19 protein-coding genes are annotated in these 19,355 nt (G+C 50.3%); 14 read left to right on the forward strand and 5 right to left on the reverse strand.

Annotated elements, in window-relative coordinates; genetic code table 11:
* Window positions 1-58: 58 nt before the first annotated feature.
* The 6 genes from AC4GL5_RS02935 to der all read left to right on the forward strand — a co-directional run bounded on the left by AC4GL5_RS02935 (window position 59) and on the right by der (window position 7,263).
* Complete coding sequence (locus tag AC4GL5_RS02935; RefSeq protein ID WP_490381287.1) at window positions 59-1,018, forward strand: RodZ domain-containing protein; 960 nt, start codon at window positions 59-61, stop codon at window positions 1,016-1,018.
* 299 nt (window positions 1,019-1,317) lie between these two features.
* Window positions 1,318-2,427 (forward strand): flavodoxin-dependent (E)-4-hydroxy-3-methylbut-2-enyl-diphosphate synthase, encoded by a 1,110-nt coding sequence (ispG, locus tag AC4GL5_RS02940; RefSeq protein WP_490381288.1) that lies wholly within the window; start codon window positions 1,318-1,320, stop codon window positions 2,425-2,427.
* A gap of 176 nt (window positions 2,428-2,603) precedes the next feature.
* Complete coding sequence (gene hisS / locus AC4GL5_RS02945) at window positions 2,604-3,881, forward strand: histidine--tRNA ligase (RefSeq protein ID WP_490381289.1); 1,278 nt, start codon at window positions 2,604-2,606, stop codon at window positions 3,879-3,881.
* Window positions 3,882-3,965: 84 nt separating this feature from the next.
* Window positions 3,966-4,610, forward strand: coding sequence for a YfgM family protein (locus AC4GL5_RS02950; protein ID WP_490381290.1), 645 nt, complete (start codon window positions 3,966-3,968; stop codon window positions 4,608-4,610).
* A 1-nt stretch (window position 4,611) separates the two neighbouring features.
* The gene (gene bamB, locus AC4GL5_RS02955; RefSeq protein WP_490381291.1) at window positions 4,612-5,754 is read left to right on the forward strand and encodes an outer membrane protein assembly factor BamB; all 1,143 of its coding nucleotides are present in this window, start codon (window positions 4,612-4,614) and stop codon (window positions 5,752-5,754) included.
* An 87-nt stretch (window positions 5,755-5,841) separates the two neighbouring features.
* The gene (der, locus tag AC4GL5_RS02960) at window positions 5,842-7,263 is read left to right on the forward strand and encodes a ribosome biogenesis GTPase Der (protein ID WP_490381292.1); all 1,422 of its coding nucleotides are present in this window, start codon (window positions 5,842-5,844) and stop codon (window positions 7,261-7,263) included.
* A 110-nt stretch (window positions 7,264-7,373) separates the two neighbouring features.
* Here der and AC4GL5_RS02965 read toward each other — a convergent pair whose 3' ends face one another.
* Both AC4GL5_RS02965 and AC4GL5_RS02970 read right to left on the reverse strand, forming a co-directional pair.
* Entirely contained in the window at window positions 7,374-7,847 is a 474-nt protein-coding gene (locus AC4GL5_RS02965) for a FliG C-terminal domain-containing protein (protein WP_490381293.1), read from the reverse strand.
* A 14-nt stretch (window positions 7,848-7,861) separates the two neighbouring features.
* The gene (locus tag AC4GL5_RS02970) at window positions 7,862-8,704 is read right to left on the reverse strand and encodes a hypothetical protein (protein ID WP_490381294.1); all 843 of its coding nucleotides are present in this window, start codon (window positions 8,702-8,704) and stop codon (window positions 7,862-7,864) included.
* 354 nt (window positions 8,705-9,058) lie between these two features.
* Here AC4GL5_RS02970 and prfB point away from each other — a divergent pair.
* The 5 genes from prfB (at window position 9,059) to AC4GL5_RS02995 (ending at window position 14,286) form a co-directional block, all read left to right on the forward strand.
* Window positions 9,059-10,157, forward strand: a protein-coding gene (gene prfB, locus AC4GL5_RS02975; RefSeq protein WP_490381295.1) for a peptide chain release factor 2 whose coding sequence is annotated in 2 segments (ribosomal slippage) — window positions 9,059-9,133 and window positions 9,135-10,157 — 1,098 coding nt in all. Because the reading frame shifts where the segments join, the coding sequence is not laid out codon by codon here.
* An 85-nt stretch (window positions 10,158-10,242) separates the two neighbouring features.
* A complete protein-coding gene (gene lysS, locus AC4GL5_RS02980) occupies window positions 10,243-11,769 on the forward strand; it encodes a lysine--tRNA ligase (RefSeq protein WP_490381296.1) in 1,527 nt (508 codons plus the stop codon).
* Window positions 11,770-11,965: 196 nt separating this feature from the next.
* Window positions 11,966-12,334: a hypothetical protein gene (locus tag AC4GL5_RS02985; protein WP_490381297.1), complete on the forward strand. Its 369-nt coding sequence runs from the start codon at window positions 11,966-11,968 to the stop codon at window positions 12,332-12,334.
* A gap of 129 nt (window positions 12,335-12,463) precedes the next feature.
* Entirely contained in the window at window positions 12,464-13,354 is an 891-nt protein-coding gene (locus AC4GL5_RS02990) for a bile acid:sodium symporter family protein (RefSeq protein WP_490381298.1), read from the forward strand.
* A gap of 8 nt (window positions 13,355-13,362) precedes the next feature.
* Window positions 13,363-14,286: an ion channel gene (locus AC4GL5_RS02995; protein WP_490381299.1), complete on the forward strand. Its 924-nt coding sequence runs from the start codon at window positions 13,363-13,365 to the stop codon at window positions 14,284-14,286.
* 27 nt (window positions 14,287-14,313) lie between these two features.
* Here the strand turns inward: AC4GL5_RS02995 and AC4GL5_RS03000 are convergent, their stop codons facing one another.
* Together AC4GL5_RS03000 and AC4GL5_RS03005 are read right to left on the reverse strand one after the other, a co-directional pair.
* Window positions 14,314-14,523, reverse strand: a complete 210-nt coding sequence (locus tag AC4GL5_RS03000; RefSeq protein ID WP_490381300.1) for a PA3496 family putative envelope integrity protein — start codon at window positions 14,521-14,523, stop codon at window positions 14,314-14,316.
* Window positions 14,524-14,689: 166 nt separating this feature from the next.
* The gene (locus tag AC4GL5_RS03005) at window positions 14,690-15,502 is read right to left on the reverse strand and encodes a hypothetical protein (RefSeq protein WP_490381301.1); all 813 of its coding nucleotides are present in this window, start codon (window positions 15,500-15,502) and stop codon (window positions 14,690-14,692) included.
* Window positions 15,503-15,826: 324 nt separating this feature from the next.
* Between AC4GL5_RS03005 and AC4GL5_RS03010 the strand changes: the two genes are divergently transcribed.
* Entirely contained in the window at window positions 15,827-16,330 is a 504-nt protein-coding gene (locus AC4GL5_RS03010; protein ID WP_490381302.1) for an MgtC/SapB family protein, read from the forward strand.
* A complete protein-coding gene (locus AC4GL5_RS03015; protein ID WP_490381303.1) occupies window positions 16,290-17,090 on the forward strand; it encodes an MgtC/SapB family protein in 801 nt (266 codons plus the stop codon). The genes AC4GL5_RS03010 and AC4GL5_RS03015 overlap by 41 nt, the downstream gene beginning before the upstream one ends.
* 141 nt (window positions 17,091-17,231) lie before the next feature.
* On the opposite strand, the gene AC4GL5_RS03020 is transcribed toward AC4GL5_RS03015, so the two are convergent.
* Complete coding sequence (locus AC4GL5_RS03020; RefSeq protein WP_490381304.1) at window positions 17,232-17,702, reverse strand: Rrf2 family transcriptional regulator; 471 nt, start codon at window positions 17,700-17,702, stop codon at window positions 17,232-17,234.
* Between the two features lie 225 nt (window positions 17,703-17,927).
* Between AC4GL5_RS03020 and AC4GL5_RS03025 the strand changes: the two genes are divergently transcribed.
* Window positions 17,928-19,112: an MFS transporter gene (locus tag AC4GL5_RS03025; RefSeq protein ID WP_490381305.1), complete on the forward strand. Its 1,185-nt coding sequence runs from the start codon at window positions 17,928-17,930 to the stop codon at window positions 19,110-19,112.
* Window positions 19,113-19,355: the final 243 nt, after the last annotated feature.

Raw genomic sequence — 19,355 nt, forward strand, 5'->3', positions numbered from 1 at the left:
CACGACATAATAAAACGACGCAAACGAAAGAACCGAGACGCAAGGAATTTATCCGATCATGACCGATACTCTAGCCACTCAGGATGATGCCCAGTCCGATGATGCTCAGCTTCAAGTACAAGTGCCAGGTGAGCAGCTTAGGAAAGCTCGTGAACTCATGGGACTCAGCACTCAAGATGTGTCTGATAAGCTGAATTTGAAGCACTCTTTTGTACAAATGATTGAAGAAGATAACTATGCATCTTTGCCGGGTTCGACTTTTATAAGAGGCTATTTACGCGCTTATGCTAAGTTGGTTGGCATCGAATCAGAGTCTTTGGTCGATAGTTATAACGCTAATTTTAACGAAGAGCCCAAACCTGAAGAGCGCTATAAGCCGATTGAAACCATTAAACCTCAGCGCAGCTTTTCTGACCCTTTGATCAAGTATACAACCTTAGCGGTCACCGCTTCACTCATTGCGCTTTCTATCATGTGGTGGCAAAGCAGAAACGGTGCGGAAACAATCGACTTGGCTCAGAGTGATACGGTTACAGTCGAGACTTCCGAAGGTGAAACGGTTATAGCTCCGATGGACCTTTCTGACGCGGAAGAAAACTTAGTTTTGGATCCTGAAACGATCGTTGAAGAAAGTGTTGATGGGTCCGTTTCAGACAGCACTGATCCGTCCCAGGATAATACGGATGTAGAGTTAGCTGAGGATAACCCTGTTGAAGCGGTTTCGGTTACTTCTGATGAGCCTAAACCCGAAGAGGTAGAGCAATCAGCAATGGTGTTGGAGCGTTTCACTATTGTTTATACCGATGAGTGTTGGGTAGAAGTTACCGATGGCCGGGGTATAAAAATTGTGTCTAATCTCAAAAAGAAAGGAGAAGAGTCTATCGTTGAAGGCCTTCCTCCTTTTAAGTTAATGATTGGTAATGCTGATGCTGCTCGGGTGAACTATCAGGGTGCCGAAGTGGATCTTAGCTCTTATTCGAATGAAAATAATATTGCGCGCTTCACTTTGGGTGAGTAATAAACTGGATGGTGAAGTCGGGTGTCATTCGATTAAAATAGGGGCTTTCAATGCCCCTTTTTCTGGTCGGGCTCTGGTCAATTTATTGGCCGGAGCTTTGCTGTTTTAGGACCAGGGCAGAATTTTCAGGATATTCAGGCATGTCGAAAGCTCGCGGTAGTGCGGCTGTTATGAAACACCGGCATGCTGTTTAAAGTAGTGTTAAGAGTTACGGTCAGAAGCTTTTATTAATGATGGCTTTTGAGAGAGTTGGTTTTTGACAATATAGTGCGACCGTTTGCAAAGAGAGAGACAATTCCGTGCATTTTGAATCCCCGATCAAGCGCCGTAAGTCCCGTCAGATTATGGTAGGTAATGTGCCGGTAGGTGGTGACGCACCTATCTCGGTGCAGAGTATGACCAACACTGAAACCTGTGATGTTGACGCGACCATAGGACAGATACGTCGCTTGGAAGAGGCTGGTGCGGATATTGTGCGTGTCTCTGTACCTTCTATGGAAGCTGCTGAAGCCTTCGGTAAGATCCGCAAGCAGGTGAATCTGCCTTTGGTCGCGGATATTCACTTTGATTACCGTATCGCGCTGAAAGTGGCGGATCTGGGTGTGGATTGTTTACGCATCAATCCGGGCAACATTGGCAGTGATGATCGGGTACGTCAGGTGGTGGATGCCGCACGACATCACGGCATTCCAATCCGAATTGGTGTGAATGCCGGTTCTCTTGAGAAGGAACTGCAGAAGAAGTATGGCGAGCCAACACCGGATGCCCTGGTGGAATCTGCCATGCGTCATATCGATATTCTGGATCGGTTGGATTTTCAGGATTTCAAGCTCAGCCTGAAAGCGTCAGATGTCTTTATGACGGTGGCTGCATATCGTAAAATTGCCAGCCAGATCGAACAGCCGCTGCATCTGGGCATTACCGAGGCGGGTGGCCTGCGTTCAGGCACCGTTAAATCATCGGTGGGCCTGGGCATGCTGCTGATGGACGGTATTGGCGATACCGTGCGTGTCTCACTGGCCGCCGACCCGGTGGAAGAGATTAAAGTTGGCTTTGATATTCTGAAAAGCCTGAAGCTGCGCAGTAACGGTATTAACTTTATCGCCTGCCCAAGTTGCTCCCGTCAGAACTTTGATGTGATTGGCGTGATGAACGAGCTGGAAACCCGTCTGGAAGATATTCGTACGCCTCTGGACGTAGCTGTGATCGGTTGTGTCGTTAACGGACCCGGTGAAGCAAAAGAGGTTTCTCTGGGGTTAACCGGGGGTTCTCCGAATTTGGTGTATATCGACGGCAAGCCAGCTCAGAAACTGGGTAACGAGAATCTGGCTGCAGAGCTTGAGCAGATGATCCGTGAACGTGCCCGTCTGAAAGAAGAAGCGGATGCCCAGCTGATCGCCAAAAACTGATTTCCGTTTTTGGTCATGAAACGAGCAGTGAGATCACTGCTCGTTTTTTATGATCCGCCTGATGTGTAATCACGGTGGATCCTCCGCTGCTATCGCGGAAATAAGATAAGATTTTCGCCAGTGTTCCGGTTATCAACATTGGCCACACGATTAAAGACAGTATTTAGGAAACGATTTTGGCTAAGAAAATTCAGGCTATCCGCGGGATGAACGACATCCTGCCGGAACAAAGTGCTATCTGGCAGTATCTGGAAAATACCGTTGCGGATCTTCTGAAGCGTTACAGCTATCAGGAGATCCGTATGCCGATTGTTGAGCAGACGGCACTTTTCAAGCGCTCTATCGGTGAAGTCACTGATATCGTTGAAAAAGAGATGTACACCTTTGATGACCGTAATGGCGACAGCCTGACTCTGCGTCCGGAAGGTACTGCGGGTTGTGTTCGTGCCGCAGAAGAACATGGTCTGCTGTATAACCAGATCCAGCGTCTTTGGTATAAAGGCCCGATGTTCCGCCATGAGCGTCCTCAGAAAGGTCGCTACCGCCAGTTCCACCAGATCGGTGTGGAAACCTTTGGCATGGCCGGTCCTGATATCGATGCGGAACTGATTATCCTCAGCGCCCGTCTCTGGAAAGAGCTGGGTCTGTATGACTCTGTAACTCTGGAGCTGAACTCTCTGGGTTCATCTGAAGCCCGTGCGGAGTACCGCACTGCACTGGTTGAGTTTCTGTCCGCCCGTAAAGATGAGCTGGATGAAGACAGTCAGCGTCGTCTGGAAAGCAACCCGATGCGTATTCTGGACAGCAAAGACCCGAATACTCAGGCACTGCTGGATGGCGCTCCTGTCTTTGAAGATTACATCGATCAGGAATCCAAAGAGCACTTCGAGCAGCTGTGCAGCATGCTGGATGCTGCTGGTATCGAGTACAAACTGAACCCGCGTCTGGTTCGTGGTCTGGATTACTACTGCAAAACCGTATTTGAATGGACCACAACGGAACTGGGCTCTCAGGGTACTGTCTGTGCAGGTGGTCGTTACGATGGTCTGGTTGAGCAGCTGGGTGGTCGTGCAACGCCAGCGGTTGGTTTTGCTATGGGTATTGAGCGTCTGATTCTGATGCTGCAGACCCTGAACGCGATTCCTGATCATGTCAGCAACCAGCCGCAGATCTTTATCGCTGCGGTGGGCGAAGGCATGGCAACTCATGGTCTTCTGCTGGGCGAGATGCTGCGTGAGAAAACCGGTTACCGTACTCAGATGCATTGCGGTGGCGGCAGCTTTAAAAGTCAGATCAAAAAAGCCGATAAGAGCGGTGCAGCGATTGCACTGATTCTGGGTGAGAACGAAGTCGCCAACGGCGAAGTTGCCGTTAAATTCCTGCGTGAAGCGCGAGACCAGGAGACAGTGAACATTTCCGGTCTGATCGAATTTCTGCAGGACTTCGGGCTGTAAGCAGCCTCTTTCAATACAATCGATTGGGCCTCAGCCGGAAAACTCAGGCCCATTACAGGATGACATTGTCACAGGAGATATCCGGTGTCTGATTTACGTACCGAAGAAGAACAGATTGAACTGATGAAAAAATGGTGGGCGGACAATGGTAAGTCTCTCATCGTAGGCCTGGTTCTGGCGGTTGCTGCTATTGTTGGCTGGAAATGGTGGCAGGCGGATCAGCAGGCAAAAGCAGAAGCGGCTTCTTCTGCTTATGAGCAGCTGATCGATGTGATGAATAAACCTGAGCTGACCGAAGAAGAGCGTGCAACCGCTCAGCATTTAGCGGTAACCCTGCAGTCCGAGCATGAAGGCTCTCTGTATGCGGACTACGCCGCATTGTTTGAAGCAAAACTGTTGGTTGATGACGATCAGTTTGATGCTGCCGCTGCGGTCCTGAAGAAGCTGAACAGCCAGACTAAAAACGCGATTATTAAAGAAGTATCAGGAGTGCGTCAGGCACAGATCCTCTGGCAACAGGGTAGCAACCAACAGGCATTGGATCTGTTGAACGCGCTGAAAACCGATGCTTACAAAGGTAATGCAGACGAGCTGAAAGGCGACATTCTGGCTGAGATGGGTGACAAAGACGCCGCCCGTACCGCTTATGAAAGTGCGAAAGCAGCTTTTACTGCGGCAGGAGTAGCCCGTCCGGTGATCGATATGAAACTGGCAGATCTGGGAGCCTGATATGTTGCGCTGGCTGACCCCTGTTCTGGCTCTATTGCTGACAGCTTGTGGCAGCCTGCCAGAGCCTCAGTATCCACCAAAAGACCTAACCCGTTTTGACGAAAAAGTGGAGCTGGATATAGTCTGGCAGGACTTTGCAGCCAAAGGGCCGGGGGAGCTGGGTTATCTGCTGCCTCCTGTGGTTGCCGAGGGAAAAATCTACGGTATTGATCGTGATGGCAACCTTACAGCCTGGAACGCAGAAAAAGGTGAGTTCCTGTGGGAAGCGAACCTCGACAGCCGAGCCAGCTCTGGCCTTAGCTATAATCAGGGCCAGCTTTTTCTGGGCACACAAAATGGTGAGGTGGTCGCCTTATCGGCTTCCGGTGGGCAGGTTCTTTGGCGGACGCGCCTGAGTACTCAGATTCTGACGCCGCCGCAGATCAATACCACCAGCCATCAGGTGGTGGTGCAGACTGCTGATGGTAGGGTATCAGCTCTTGATGAGCGTACTGGCCGTATTCTATGGAGTTATGAAAGTGCAGAACCTCTGCTGACATTGCATGGCACAGCAGCGCCTCTGGTTGTGCCATCAGCAACCTTTGCTGGTTTTGCCAATGGCCGGGTTGTGGCACTGGATAACCGTAATGGTCAGCTGGCCTGGGATGTGCGCGTTGCCGTACCATCCGGTCGAACCGATATTGAACGTCTTGCGGATGTAGACGGTCAGCCGTTACTAACCAGCAAAGGTATGTTGGTGGTGACCAGTTATCAGGGGCGACTGATTGCTCTGGACCCTTCCAGTGGCCGGGGAATCTGGGAGCGAAAAGATTCAAGCTTTTATCCGGCTGTAGAAGGCTTTGGCAATATTCTCTACGTGGATGAAGGCAGTAATATTGTCGCGCTGGATGCGCGTTCCGGTGGTGTGCTCTGGAATCAGGATGCTTTGAGTGGCCGCCGACTGACGGCTCCGGTGATCTGGGGCGATACTTTGGCTGTGGGAGATTACGAAGGTTATATCCATCTGATTTCCCTGGCCGATGGCCACGTGGTGGGCCGCATCCAGGCGGATGCCAGCGGAATTGAACAGCCGCTGATCATCACGGAGAAGACTCTATACGCTGTAGCCGTAAATGGCCGTCTGATGGCGATCCGTCGTCAGTAAGATTAAGCCAATATCAGACAGACTGTAGCGTGACACTTTTTGTGTGTGCCTGATGCACGCACCTGTTGAAGAACTGAAGATACCTGAATGAATCCTGTTATTGCCCTGGTGGGCCGCCCTAATGTGGGCAAATCAACACTGTTTAACCGCCTGACCCGCAGTCGTGATGCACTGGTTGCCGACTTTGCCGGTCTGACCCGTGACCGTAAATATGGCGAGGGTAAAGTGGGCGGCAAGCCTTATATCGTGATTGATACAGGCGGTATCAGTGGCGATGAGAACGGTATCGACTCTGCAATGGCGGGACAGTCTCTGCTGGCGATTGAAGAAGCCGACATTGTTCTGTTTATGGTGGATGGACGCGCAGGCCTAACCGCTGCGGACCAGATGATTGCGCAGCACCTGCGTGAGAAAGGTAAAGATGCCTGGCTGATCGTTAACAAGACTGATGGCTCTGATCCGGATGTGGTGGTTGCCGAGTTTTATGCGCTGGGTATGGAGCGTAATCCGATCGCCATTGCTGCGGCTCATGGTCGTAATGTCACCGCCATGATTCAGCACATTCTGGAGCCTTTCCCTGAGCCGGATGAGGAAGAAGATGAGCTGCACGAGCAGCTGAAGCATAAGGGTGTGCGTATCGGGGTTATCGGTCGCCCGAATGTGGGTAAGTCCACACTGGTTAACCGGATTCTGGGTGAAGAGCGTGTCGTGGTTTATGACCAGCCGGGAACGACCCGTGACGCGATTTCGATTCCGTTCGAGCGTGATGGTCAGGAGTACACCCTGATCGATACCGCGGGCATCCGTCGCCGCAAGAATGTGACCGAGATTGCCGAGAAGTTCTCGATCATTAAAACACTGGAGGCGGTACGTGAGTGTAACGTGGCCGTGATGGTGATCGATGCCCGTACCGGTATTGTTGAGCAGGACCTGCACCTGCTGGACTTTGTACTGCAAAGTGGTCGTGCGCTAGTAATCGCCGTGAACAAGTGGGATGGTCTGGATGTTGATGTAAAAGACAAGATCAAAGAGGACGTGGACCGTCGCCTGGGCTTTGTGAATTACGCTGATGTTCACTTTATCTCCGCTCTGCACGGCACGGGTGTGGGACACCTGTACAAGTCCATCAACAACGCCTTCAAGTCAGCGATGAGTCACTGGCAGACCAACCGTTTGACCACGATTCTGGAAGATGTGGTGAAAGAGCATCAGCCACCGATCGTTCGTGGTCGCCGTATCAAGCTGCGTTATGCGCACCAGGGGGGCAAGAATCCGCCAATTATCGTGGTTCACGGTAGTCAGACCGATGCCCTGCCGGAAAGCTATAAACGTTACCTGACGAATACTTTCCGAAAGGTATTGAAGGTAAAAGGAACACCGATTCGTTTCGAATTCCGCACCGGTCACAACCCTTATGACAACAGTGATAAGGATGATCGTCAGAAGGCAAAAGATCGTCAGCTGAATATGACCAAAGAAGCGCGTACCGAGCGTAAGAAACGCCGTTAAGACACTTCTTGCTGCGAAAAGAAAAGCCCTGCAACCTCAGATTGCAGGGCTTTTTTGTGTCCGCTGTCCCGTCCTGAATGACTCAGTCGGTAACTAGTTGATCAATGGCGTTAGTAATACTCACCATTTGGGTCGATCAGGGTGATTTGTTCTTCATCGATCAGGCGCTCAACCAGGCCAAAGAACTCGGTATAAGCCCGTAGAGCTTCCAGCGGTTTGATCGGCTGGTTGTAAAGTACATCACCCTGAATCGCCTGTTTATTGCGCTTGGTAGTATGGGTCATCAGGCGGTTTTCCAGCTTGCTGCCCTTAACGGTTCGCATAATGTCCACTAACTGATCGCGGGACGCGGTATGCATCAGGGTTTGCATACTTTTGCTGTCCATGTGTGTCAGTGTGGTTAGCAGTTTACGCCCCAGATGAATAAAATTGGGTTCGCCCTGTGATTGGGGGGGATTCAGACCCAGTTGTTCATCCAGCTTAGAGATCAGCTCCATGGCATCAGCCAGTTCAAGCTGAACCGAAAAGAAATCTTTGCTGATTTTGTAGCGGTGCTCGCCCAGTGTGAAAACTTCAAAACTCATCGTGTTACTCCTGATTAAACCAGTACCGGGCCAGAGCTCTTTGCGGATTCCGGGGCTTTCTTTTTCTGCAGGCCTTTAACGACTTCTATCACCAGCTGCGCGGTTTTACGGGCATCGGCCGGAGAGATCTGCTCAGGTTTGGCAGGTTTGAGTTTTTCTCGCATAGGAGCCGGAATCAGCTTGTTAAACTTATTCAGCAGGCTGGATTCTGACATCTCTTCACAGATAAACCACAGCTTGGCCAGCTGACGGGGGGGGACCTGCTTGAAGACAGCGAACAGCGCTTTTTCGGGGAACGCATCCAGTTTTTTCAGGAGTTGACGGATAAAGGCGGCATCCGTGCTGGACGCCAGTGCGACCGGTGGCGCGTCAGCATTATCTTTAATATTCATGCGCGGTGGTCGAATTTCACCCTCATCGGCCATACGCTCAATGGTACGAATCAGCCCCTGAATACGTTCGTTTACCTCCCAGAGGGGTTTTAGCGGGAGTTTTTCAGCGTTTTGAGTCAGGCGGTCAATCTCGCGGCGGCCCAATGCTTTTTCAAGCTTGGCTAACAGACTGCCCATCTGTTTGCTCTGGGCCAGGCGATAGAGCAGTGTAAAATCATATTCCCGAAGCAGCAGTGCCAGTTCGTTATCGTTAAATTGTTCCAGATGCGCCAATGCAGGCTGAAGGCTCTGGAACTGGTTGCGAGCTTCTTCCCAGCGGGGTTTGGGATGCAGGGCAAATTGCTCTACCTGAGCCACAAGCGCATCGCGCATCTCCTGACAGGATTGTTCCGGTAGGAGTAGCTGGCTTTCTGCCAACTGAATCTCTAACCGGTGTCCCGACACCGGCTTCACCTTGATCTGCATCTGTTTCTTCCTAACGCTGATTCATTACGCATATTCTGCCATGGAGGTGCTGAACTGTGCAGCAGCTAATCACTTCATTTTAAGTGCATCTTATCACTTCTGCATCACTAATCCGGTGATGTTTTTGTCGTGACGATGTTACCGGGAGTATTGCTTGTTTTTATGCGGATTCAGCCGGCATTACTTCGGGTATTACTGGTAGGTCTCTGGGGGATTCGTTAGAATTAAGCTCCTGTTTTACACACAGAATTTCAACGTGTTTTACCTGCAGTGCTTAACTTACCGTTATGTTGTGGTGTTTGGACTGTTTAATGCACGTTAATTACTATTTGTCAGTTGTGAGCTTCAAGCATCATGTTAGAAATCAATCCTATCAATAACCTCATTAAGGACCTGTCTGAGCGGACAGACGTTCTTAGGGGGTATCTTTGACTACGCTGAAAAGAAAGATCGTCTGGAAGAAGTAAACCGCGAGCTGGAGCAGCCGGAAGTCTGGAATGAGCCAGAGCGGGCTCAGGCTCTGGGTAAAGAGCGCGCAAGCCTCGAGTTAGTGGTTGAGACCATCGACAACCTGGATACCGGCCTTGCGGATGCCCAGGACCTGCTGGAAATGGCGGTTGAAGAAGATGATGAAGGCACTGTTGAAGACGTTCAGACTGAACTGGATGATCTGAAAGCCCAGCTGGAGAAGCTGGAGTTCCGTCGCATGTTCTCCGGTGAGATGGACGAAAGTAACGCCTATCTGGATATTCAGTCCGGTTCCGGTGGCACTGAGGCTCAGGACTGGGCCAATATGATGCTGCGTATGTTCCTGCGCTGGGGTGATGCCCACGGCTTTAAAACCGAACTGATCGAAGTATCCGCCGGTGAAGTGGCCGGTATTAAGAGTGCCACTGTGCGCTTTGAAGGCGAATACGCCTACGGCTGGCTGCGGACTGAAACTGGTGTTCACCGTCTGGTGCGTAAGTCTCCGTTTGATTCCGGCGGTCGTCGTCATACCTCGTTCTCATCGGTGTTTGTCGCTCCTGAAATTGACGACAGTTTTGAAGTGGATATCAATCCGGCGGATCTGCGTATCGATACCTACCGCTCATCCGGTGCCGGTGGTCAGCACGTCAACACCACCGACTCGGCCGTTCGTATTACCCACGAACCAACAAATGTCGTGGTTTCCTGTCAGACTGAACGTTCCCAGCACGCGAACAAAGACCGTGCGATGAAGCAGCTGAAAGCGAAACTGTACGAACTGGAGATGCAGAAACGTAATGCTGAGAAGCAGGCGCTGGAAGATACCAAGTCTGATATCGGCTGGGGCAGTCAGATCCGCTCCTACGTTCTGGATGACTCCCGAATTAAAGACCTTCGCACCGGTGTTGAGAATCGCAATACTCAGGCGGTTCTCGATGGTGATCTGGATCGCTTTATTGAAGCGAGCCTGAAGCAGGGGCTGTAATTAATTACGCCTTTGCAGATAAGCGCGCGAACTCAGTTTCGCGCTGAATAATCCGATTGACCTATGTTTTGGATGATAAAGACCCATGGCTACAGAACAGCAGCAAGACACTCCCTTAGATAGCGCAGCCGCGGCGGCAGAAGAGAACAAGCTGATCGCTGAGCGTCGCGCCAAGCTGGCTGAGCGTCGCGAAAAAGGCAACGCTTTCCCGAACACCTTCCGCCGTGATGCTCTGGCATCAGAACTGCAGGCTGAGCTGGGTGATAAGGATAAGGAAGAGCTGGAAAAGCTGAACCGTAAGGCGTCTGTTGCCGGCCGTATCATGCGTATGCGTGGTCCCTTTATCGTGATCCAGGACATGAGCAGCCAGATTCAGCTGTACGTGGACAAGAAGAACCTGCCGGAAGATGTTCGTGCAGATATCAAGAGCTGGGACTTTGGCGACATCGTTGGCGCATCCGGTCCGGTTCATAAGTCCGGTAAGGGTGACCTGTACGTTTACATCGAAGCGTGTGAGCTGCTGACCAAATCCCTGCGCCCGCTGCCTGATAAATTCCACGGCCTGACTGACCAGGAGATGCGTTACCGTCAACGCTACGTGGATCTGATCATGAATCAGGAATCCCGTAAGGCGTTCGAGATCCGCGCTAAAGTAGTCAGTGGTATCCGTAACTACCTGAGCCAGCGTGGTTACATGGAAGCGGAAACCCCAATGCTGCAGGTGATTCCGGGTGGTGCAACAGCTCGTCCGTTTGTGACGCATCACAACGCACTGGATCGTGATATGTTCCTGCGTATTGCACCTGAGCTTTACCTGAAGCGTCTGGTTGTCGGTGGTTTTGAGAAGGTTTTCGAGATCAACCGTAACTTCCGTAACGAAGGTCTTTCCACCCGTCACAACCCTGAGTTCACTATGCTGGAGTTCTACCAGGCATACGCGGACTACAAAGATCTGATGGATCTGACCGAAGATATGCTGCGCACCATCGCTCAGGATGTGCTGGGTGATACTGTGGTTCAGTATCAGGAAGATACCTATGACTTCGGTAAGCCGTTTGAGCGCATGACCATGATCGAAGCGATCCTGAAGCATGCCCCTCAGATCACTGAAGAAAGCCTGCAGGATCTGGAATCTGCCAAGCAGGTTGCTGAATCCCTGAAGATTGACGTTAAACCGATCTGGGGGCTGGGTAAGCTACACACCGAGATCTTTGAAGAAGTGGCTGAGCACCAACTGATGCAGCCAACTTTCATTACTGAATACCCGGCTGAGGTTTCTCCGCTGGCTCGTCGTAACGATGATAACCCGTTTGTGACCGATCGTTTTGAGTTCTTCATTGGTGGTCGTGAGATCGCGAACGGCTTCTCGGAGCTTAACGATGCAGAAGATCAGGCAGAGCGCTTTGAGCAGCAGGTTGCTGAGAAAGACGCTGGTGATGATGAAGCGATGTACTACGATCAGGACTACATCCGCGCGCTGGAATACGGCCTGCCGCCAACCGCTGGTGAAGGTATCGGTATCGACCGTCTGGTGATGCTGTTTACTAATGCACCGTCGATCCGTGATGTACTTCTGTTCCCGCATATGCGACCAGAAGCGGATTCTAAGTAATCCCTGACCCCGGTATCCTGTTGGTTATCGGGGTTTTATTTATCCCTTTTTTTTCTATCCCTGATCTGTCGGGGAGTTACCGGAAGCACATAGCGTTTCCGGTTTATTTTGTTGAGCCGGCTTATTGTTTCTTAATCAGTAAGCCCGGCTGAATAATTTTTTTCAGGTTCGAAAGAACTCTGTCTGGAGATACACAATGAAAATGCTGAATCGTTCTGCAATGACTGTAAAACTGACTCAGGAGTTTGTTGATTGGATCAACAATCTTGACGAAGGCAGCGAACCTTTGACGCTGGCAGATGTTAACGAAGAAGCAACGGTTTATCTGGTTCCTGAGATTGAAGATGAGGAACAGCTTAATGATATGCTTCAGGAATTCTGGCTTAACATTCTGGAGAATGAGCTGAAATCCTGGGAAGAAGACGAAGCGTCCTGGCCTGAACTGACCGTTGAGCAGTTTGAACAGTTTATCGAGCTGTCTCCTGCGGTAATGGTCTTCGATCTGGACTATGAAAATGGCCTCAAGTCCGCCAGCATTGATGATCTGGAAGAGTCTGACGACTAAAGAATATTGCGCCCGCGCCTGCTAAAAGCGGGTCGCAGACAAGTATATAAAACCACGTGCAGCCACACAATACAGTGAGCTGTTGTGGTGACAGGAAGTGTCAATAATGGGTAGCCGGAGCGTGTAACCATGTCCAGCGGAATTTTGTTAGGGGTGGTTCTGCCTGCTGCCCTTTTTATTATCATGCTCGGAATGGGTATGACTTTACGGCCAGCTGATTTTGGTCGTATTTTCACTTTGCCGCGAGCGGTTCTGGTGGGGTTGACCGGCCAGATGCTGTTTGTGCCTCTCCTGGCGTTTGGAGTTGTGACCCTGTTTCAGCTGCCGCCGGAACTGGCTGTGGGCCTTATGGTGCTTTCTTTTGCACCGGGTGGTGCGACCTCGAATATGATGACCTTCCTCAGCCGTGGTGATGTTGCCCTTTCGATCACATTAACGGCTTTTGCTTCTGTTATCACACCTTTCACCATGCCGCTTCTGACTCAGTTGTCGCTGGATCACTGGATGGGGGCGTCCCAACCGATTGAGCTGCCGATTGCTCAAACCATGCTGCGTCTGTTTGTGATTACCGTTGTACCTGTGTCGATCGGCATGTGGCTACACGGGAAGAAACCGGAACTGAGTCAGAAGCTGGCTAAGGTGGTTAAGCCTCTGTCTATCGGTTTTCTGGCTCTGGTAATTGTTGGTATCGTTGCTAAGCACTGGGTTGATATGCCGGAATTTCTGGCAGCCGTGGGCTGGCCGGTGATTGTATTGAACAGCCTTGCGCTGTGCATGGGCTATCTTTTTGCCCGGGTTAACGGCTTGAGTGCTCCTCAGCAACTGACAATTGGTATTGAGGTTGGTGTGCAGAATGGCGGTACAGCACTTTTGGTGACCGGTGCGATTCTGGGCAGTAGCATTATGTCGGTCCCCCCTGTTATTTACGGTATTCTGATGTGGGGGCCAAGTATGCTGTTTGGCCTTTGGTGGGGTAAAAGAGTCCTGAGTACCTCCCGGACAGTTGCGGAGCAGGGGTAGTTCGTTCGATGACCGCTTTGAAATCTTCATCCTCCCTTGGCCGCTGGCTGGGTTTAGCCGGAGTTGCCGGAGATGAAAATCCGAGAGCCAGGCGCTGGGCACAGTGGCTTGAATGGCCGATGTTGTTTCTTGCGCTCTGGATGCTGATCGCTTGGTATCTCAGTTTATCCGGTGATGTTGACCCTCATTTTCATCATGCGACAGATGTTCTTATCTGGCTGTTCTTTCTGGGTGAAACCCTCCTGTTGGTCTCTCTGGTCGATCAGCGTTGGCGCTATATCCGCACAAACTGGATGAATCTGGTGATTTTGCTCCTGGGGCTGCCGATTTTATGGGGCGACAGCTCTATGGCCAGTATTTTACGGATGCTGCGGGTCGTTCTGATTCTGTCATTACTGATGCCGATGGGGTCGACGGTTCATGCGATTCTTGCTCGGAATAATCTGGGGACAACCCTATTGGTGAGTGCGGTCTTTGTTGGACTAGCCGGTACTCTGATCTCGATTATTGATCCTGCTATCGATACGCCTTGGAACGGCATCTGGTGGGCGCTGGTGACCATTACCACTGTCGGCTATGGTGATTTGGTACCGACCAGTCCTGCAGGCAAGCTGGTTGGCGCGTTTCTGATTCTGATGGGGATTGGCCTGTTCTCGCTGCTGACCGCAAGTTTCTCGGTTTATTTTCTCTCCCGGGAGGAGGAAGAGGTGATTGATAAAGAATCCGAGTTACTGCAGCGTATTGACCGTATGGAATCAAGACTTGGGCGACTGGAAGATAACATCAGCCGAATGCTGGAATTTCAGCGTCAGATTTTGCAGGAACAAAGCCTGCAGGAAGAGTTGACAGAGCACCGGAAACAGCAGGAGGCTCAGCAGCTACAAGCTGATGAGCCTCCTCTTTCGTCTTACAATGCTGATAATAAAGATTAGCTTTGGCCTGAAGGATGACGTCTGTGGTCAGTCGTCATCCAGATCATCAAAGTCGTAGTAATCGTCGATATTGCGCTTTAGCATTTTCTGCTCAAGGCGATCTTCTATCAAGCGACGTTTGTCCAGTGACGATGCCTTTTTGCTCAGTTCCCTTTCTTCGTCATCCGCTGCAATTGCATCATCGGCTTCATCAAAAATATCATCGGTATCATCAAAGGATACGTCTTCACGGCCCATTGATAAGTCTCTCCAGAAAAAGGTTTATTTTCGGTGCTTATATAGACGGAAAATTATTTTTGGTAAAGCAAAAAATAAGGCCGCGGCAAAATAATTGCCGCGGCCTTATCGTAATAAGAAGGGTTAAATGTTGCTAGCTGTCGATAACGTCTGGCAAATAAAGGGTTTATTCGACAATAAATGCATCTTCAATATCTTTTGCCTCGAAGGCTTGAGGCACCTGAAATGCAGAGGCAGGAATGGTCAGTGTTTGTACATCTGTCAGTCGGTATTCGTCCTTGGTACTGGCCGGATACGTGCGCTTAATGGATACCGGTAGCTGGTTTTTGCTGTTCATCACAAACAGAAGTTCAGTCGTATCTCCCGGGTTAAGTTGCTGATGAACGCTACTGGAAAAGTTGTGGAATGATTCCAGAGTATTCATCGCGCTGTCAGGGATGCCGACATCTGATGAATTTGCAACGCAAAGTTTGGCCTGGGTTTCTCCGTTGACCTGAGCTTCAATCATTTTGCAGCTGTAGCCGTTGACTTCCTGTTCGCTGTTCATCGGCTGATATTCGACCAACTGTTTTTTGGGTGCTTCAGTCAGTTGCTGGATCTGCTCCAGAATTTCAGCCATCTGCTCTTTTTCTTCATCGTTGGCGACTTTCATGCCAGCTTCCAGCTCAGCCATGATCGCTTTTCGGGTCACCTCAATTTGCTCAGACAGGCTTTCCAATGTTTCACGATCCAGGATGCTGTAACTGCGCTTGTCACTGTCTACCAGTGTCATATGCTGGCGCTTCACATCAAACAGCATAAAAAACTCGGGGGCCATAGGGTTTTCGAAACGGATGAAGTTTTCACTGACCAGAATCGTACTGCGGTGTTCAGGTGTTTTCTGAGACTGATAGGTGAGACTGATGTCTGCCATGGCCAGAGTACTGATACTGAAGGTTAACACAGCGCCCAGGCGGGTAACGAAAGTAGGAATGTTCATAAAGCCAACTGATCCTTGAAGATAAAAGCGATGTCATGCCGATGTCAGATCCCAGCAACGGTACCGAAAAATGCAGCGTTTTACTTTTATAAACCCTATCCGGAACCGAAAAACGCATAGATACCTGTGTTCTGAAAACTATCTTAGGCAGGTATGAAAACGTCCCGCCTCAAGCTTGGTAGCGGTGTATGTTACTGTAAATAGACAATATACTTAAGCGGCAAATGGCATCCATTGGTAAGTGTATGCTTCTGTTATTATCCATAGGATTATCGGAGGAGTGATCTCTTCCGGTGGCTGTCGCTGAGATACAAGGATTTTACCGTGCAGATAAGTGATACTCACTCTATGGGGCTGATGGCTGTGGCTCTTTCTCTTGGGCTTTTAATTGGCGTAGAGCGGGGCTGGCGAACCCGTGATATGCAGGATGGCTCTCGGATTGCGGGTCTGAGAACCTATGGTCTGATCGCCTTGCTGGGTGCTGTAGGGTCTCTGCTTTCCAGTGAGTTGGGGGGCTATCTCCTGGGGATCTTTTTTCTCGGGCTGACGGGAGCTTTGACAACCTCTTATATTCAGCATCAGAAAAAGCCCGGCAACGATGTGTCTCTGACGTCGCTTATCTCCGCCTTATTAGCGTTCAGTTTTGGTGCGCTGGTGATGCAGGGTTACCCTGTTGAGGCTTCCGCAGCAACGGTGGTTACAACGCTGTTACTCAGCCTGAAGAGTGTTCTGCATCGCTGGCTATGGCTGCTGGAGAAAAAAGAGCTCTGGGCAGCTTTAGAGCTTTTTGATTATTTCTGTTGTGGTGTTGCCGATTCTGCCGAATAAAGCGATGGGGCCGTGGCAGGCGCTAAACCCTTATGAGATCTGGTGGATGGTGGTGCTGATTTCTAGTATCTCCTTTGTTGGCTACTTCGCCATGAAGATCGCCGGTGCCCGCAAAGGTATCATGCTAACGGCACTTTTTGCCGGGTTGGTATCCTCCACAGCGCTTACCCTGCAGTTTTCTCGTATGGCCAGGGAGTCCAGGAAGGCAACCCCTCTTTTAGCGGCTGGTATCCTGTTTGCCTGTGGCACTATGTTTCCTCGTGTTCTGCTGGTTGCAGGTGTTATCAACCCTGACCTGATAATGCTTTTGCTGTCACCTGTTTTAGTCATGATGGTTGTAGTGTATCTGCCTGCTCTGTTTTTACTCTATCGGGGGACGCAGACAGTGCCTAATGATGTTGCTCCACCGTCTCAACCATTGTCACTGGCATCGGCACTTAGTTTTGGTGCTTTGTTAGCGGTTATTTTACTGTTGAGCAGCGCGTTAAAAGAAAGTGTGGGTGATACAGGCATCCTGATTTTGGCGGCAGTATCAGGTATTGCTGATGTTGACCCGATTAACCTGTCTCTTTCTGGTATGAGTCGTGATGGGTTGGCTTTAGAGGTGGCTGTTTTAGGGATTATTATCGCAGCTATTGTGAATTCTGCGCTTAAAGGCGCAATGGCGGGGTTGATTGGTGGTCGTGCGTTGGCGCTGCAGGCAATGGTGCCATTGTGGGTCGCATCTGCGATTGGAGGCATGGTTGCCCTGCTGGCCTGAACTGCTGGCTGCCATACCATCCGGTAGGCGTTCTAATGTCAGGTAGGTAGCGTTCAGCAGAGCTGAATAGCGCCCATAAAAAAACGACAGGATAGAAACCTATCATGCCGTTTTAGGGAACAGAAAGCTCTTAGCAGCAGGTCAGGACGCTGCCATTACCTGTACCGGTAGTTCGCCTTCTTTCAGATCCAGACCCAGCAGGGTACGGATATCTGCCGGATTTTTCAGCAGATCACGCAGCGTATATTCATCCACAACGCCAAGGAAAGCATCGCGTGCTTTCTTCAGCATAGGCTTCATGTCACATGAGCCAGTCAATGGACAGATCAGCTTTTCACAGTCGACAATTTCCAGTGAGGTTTCGAAGTCCCGAACCATTCTGCCAATGGAAATCTCTTCTGCTTCCATATTGATACGCATGCCGCCATACTTACCGCGAACGGTTTGGATATAGCCCAGCTGACCCAGCTTGTGAACAATCTTCATCAGGTGATTGCGCGAGATCTCAAAATGGTGCGCGATATCACTGATCGTTACCAGTTCGTCAGACTGTTGCACGCCCAGAAACATCAGAACCCGGATGGCGTAATCTGTTTGACGGGTAAGTTGCATGATGCACGACCCCCTATAGTTTCTAATTTAAACCCTGTGATATCTTCCTGCCATTCCATGCAGGATTACTCACTCTATGACAGCAATTCTAACACGCTATTGCTGTCTGCATTGTATATCTTTGCAATCAAATGCAGCTTTTTATGTACAACTTGGCGACAAAGTGTGACCCGTTTAACATAATTTCAAGCTAAGACTCTAATTTAATTGGTAAAAGGAGCTTTTGTGAACCTTCGTAACGTACTGCTGCTGGCATTAGCCTCTTCGCTTGCGATGTCCGCCGCACCGGTGGTGATCTTTATTGGCGGCCTGATCGGTGGCGACTTGGCTCCAGATCCCCGACTGGCAACTCTGCCCGTTGCCTTTATGGTTATTGGCACGGCACTAAGTACGATTCCCGCTGCCATGATTATGCAGCGACTGGGACGCAAGCGTGGCTTTATTCTTGGAGCCAGCGGCGGCGTGGTTGCAAACTTGCTGGCTGCATTTGCATTAAGCATCCATTCTTTTGCGCTCTTTGTGACAGCAACGGCACTGGTTGGTTTCCATCTGGCTTTTGTTCAACAGTATCGTTTTGCGGCTGCTGAGAGTGCATCTCCGGAGCAGGCAGGAAAAGCGATCTCTTTTGTTTTGGTTGGCGGAGTACTCGCTGCCTTTATCGGCCCAGAGTTGGCGCAGCTTGCTGCCCATTGGTTTGAACAAAAATTTGTCGGTTCCTTTGTTGTGCTGTCGGGACTGATCGTTCTGGCATTGACACTACTCCTCTTGATTCGTCCGACGAAGAGCCTTAAAGCTGAAGATGATGAGCATCACAAACCCTCTGTTATGGCTTTGTTAGGTCGTCCCGGTTTCTTTATTGCTGTTTTGGGGGGCGTAACCGCTTATGCGGTGATGAGTTTTATCATGACGGCCACACCGATCAGTATGCATGTGATGGATGGTCATTCTCTGGAAGCGACTGCCCGGGTTATTCAGAGTCACGTTGCGGCGATGTATCTGCCATCCCTGCTGACTGGACTGGTTATCGGTGCGTTGGGTGTTACGCGGGTGATGGGCGTCGGAACCCTATTGCTACTCGGGTGCAGCCTGGTTGCACTGAATGGGCATGGTTTGATGCATTACTGGTGGGCATTGGTTCTGTTAGGTATCGGCTGGAACTTTCTTTTTGTGGGTTCGACGACTCTACTGACCCATTATTATGAACACAAAGAGCGTTTTAAGGCGCAGGCGGTGAATGATTTTGCTGTCTTTGGCCTTCAGGCGATGGCGTCACTTTATGCCGGACAGGTGATTCACGGTCTTGGCTGGCAATGGGTAAACCTCTTGCCGATCCCGCTGCTGATCATTATGTTGTTGTCGCTGTTCTGGCTGAGCGCCAGACAGAAAAAAGACGCGGCCCGTTTGGCTTAAAAGTGATCGCTCTTTTGTGCGGCCTGTAACAATGTGTTGCGGTTTTTTACGCTAAGATTAACAAATATCGTTTCTGATGGCGTTTTAGTCCGGGCGATTTGTTCTCTGAGGTGCCGATAAATGATATGTTTAGCCTCAGAATGGACACTCAGGAAAAACAAATTTTTTTTGAGTAGAAACAGCAGAGTAGAAACAGGGGTGGTGCGCAGTCTGAGCGTGCCCGACAAAGAGACAGGAGAGACT

The sequence above is a fragment of the Oceanospirillum sp. genome (genome assembly GCF_982874595.1).

Coding starts and splice junctions, on each gene's coding strand:
- AC4GL5_RS02990 (WP_490381298.1), top strand. CDS start 12,464: ATGTCCAGCGGAATTTTGTTAGGGGTGGTTCTGCCTGCTGCCCTTTTT.
- AC4GL5_RS03000 (WP_490381300.1), bottom strand. CDS start 14,523: ATGGGCCGTGAAGACGTATCCTTTGATGATACCGATGATATTTTTGAT.
- AC4GL5_RS02935 (WP_490381287.1), top strand. CDS start 59: ATGACCGATACTCTAGCCACTCAGGATGATGCCCAGTCCGATGATGCT.
- AC4GL5_RS02995 (WP_490381299.1), top strand. CDS start 13,363: ATGACCGCTTTGAAATCTTCATCCTCCCTTGGCCGCTGGCTGGGTTTA.
- AC4GL5_RS03005 (WP_490381301.1), bottom strand. CDS start 15,502: ATGAACATTCCTACTTTCGTTACCCGCCTGGGCGCTGTGTTAACCTTC.
- der (WP_490381292.1), top strand. CDS start 5,842: ATGAATCCTGTTATTGCCCTGGTGGGCCGCCCTAATGTGGGCAAATCA.
- AC4GL5_RS02985 (WP_490381297.1), top strand. CDS start 11,966: ATGAAAATGCTGAATCGTTCTGCAATGACTGTAAAACTGACTCAGGAG.
- lysS (WP_490381296.1), top strand. CDS start 10,243: ATGGCTACAGAACAGCAGCAAGACACTCCCTTAGATAGCGCAGCCGCG.
- AC4GL5_RS02965 (WP_490381293.1), bottom strand. CDS start 7,847: ATGAGTTTTGAAGTTTTCACACTGGGCGAGCACCGCTACAAAATCAGC.
- bamB (WP_490381291.1), top strand. CDS start 4,612: ATGTTGCGCTGGCTGACCCCTGTTCTGGCTCTATTGCTGACAGCTTGT.
- AC4GL5_RS03020 (WP_490381304.1), bottom strand. CDS start 17,702: ATGCAACTTACCCGTCAAACAGATTACGCCATCCGGGTTCTGATGTTT.
- AC4GL5_RS02970 (WP_490381294.1), bottom strand. CDS start 8,704: ATGCAGATCAAGGTGAAGCCGGTGTCGGGACACCGGTTAGAGATTCAG.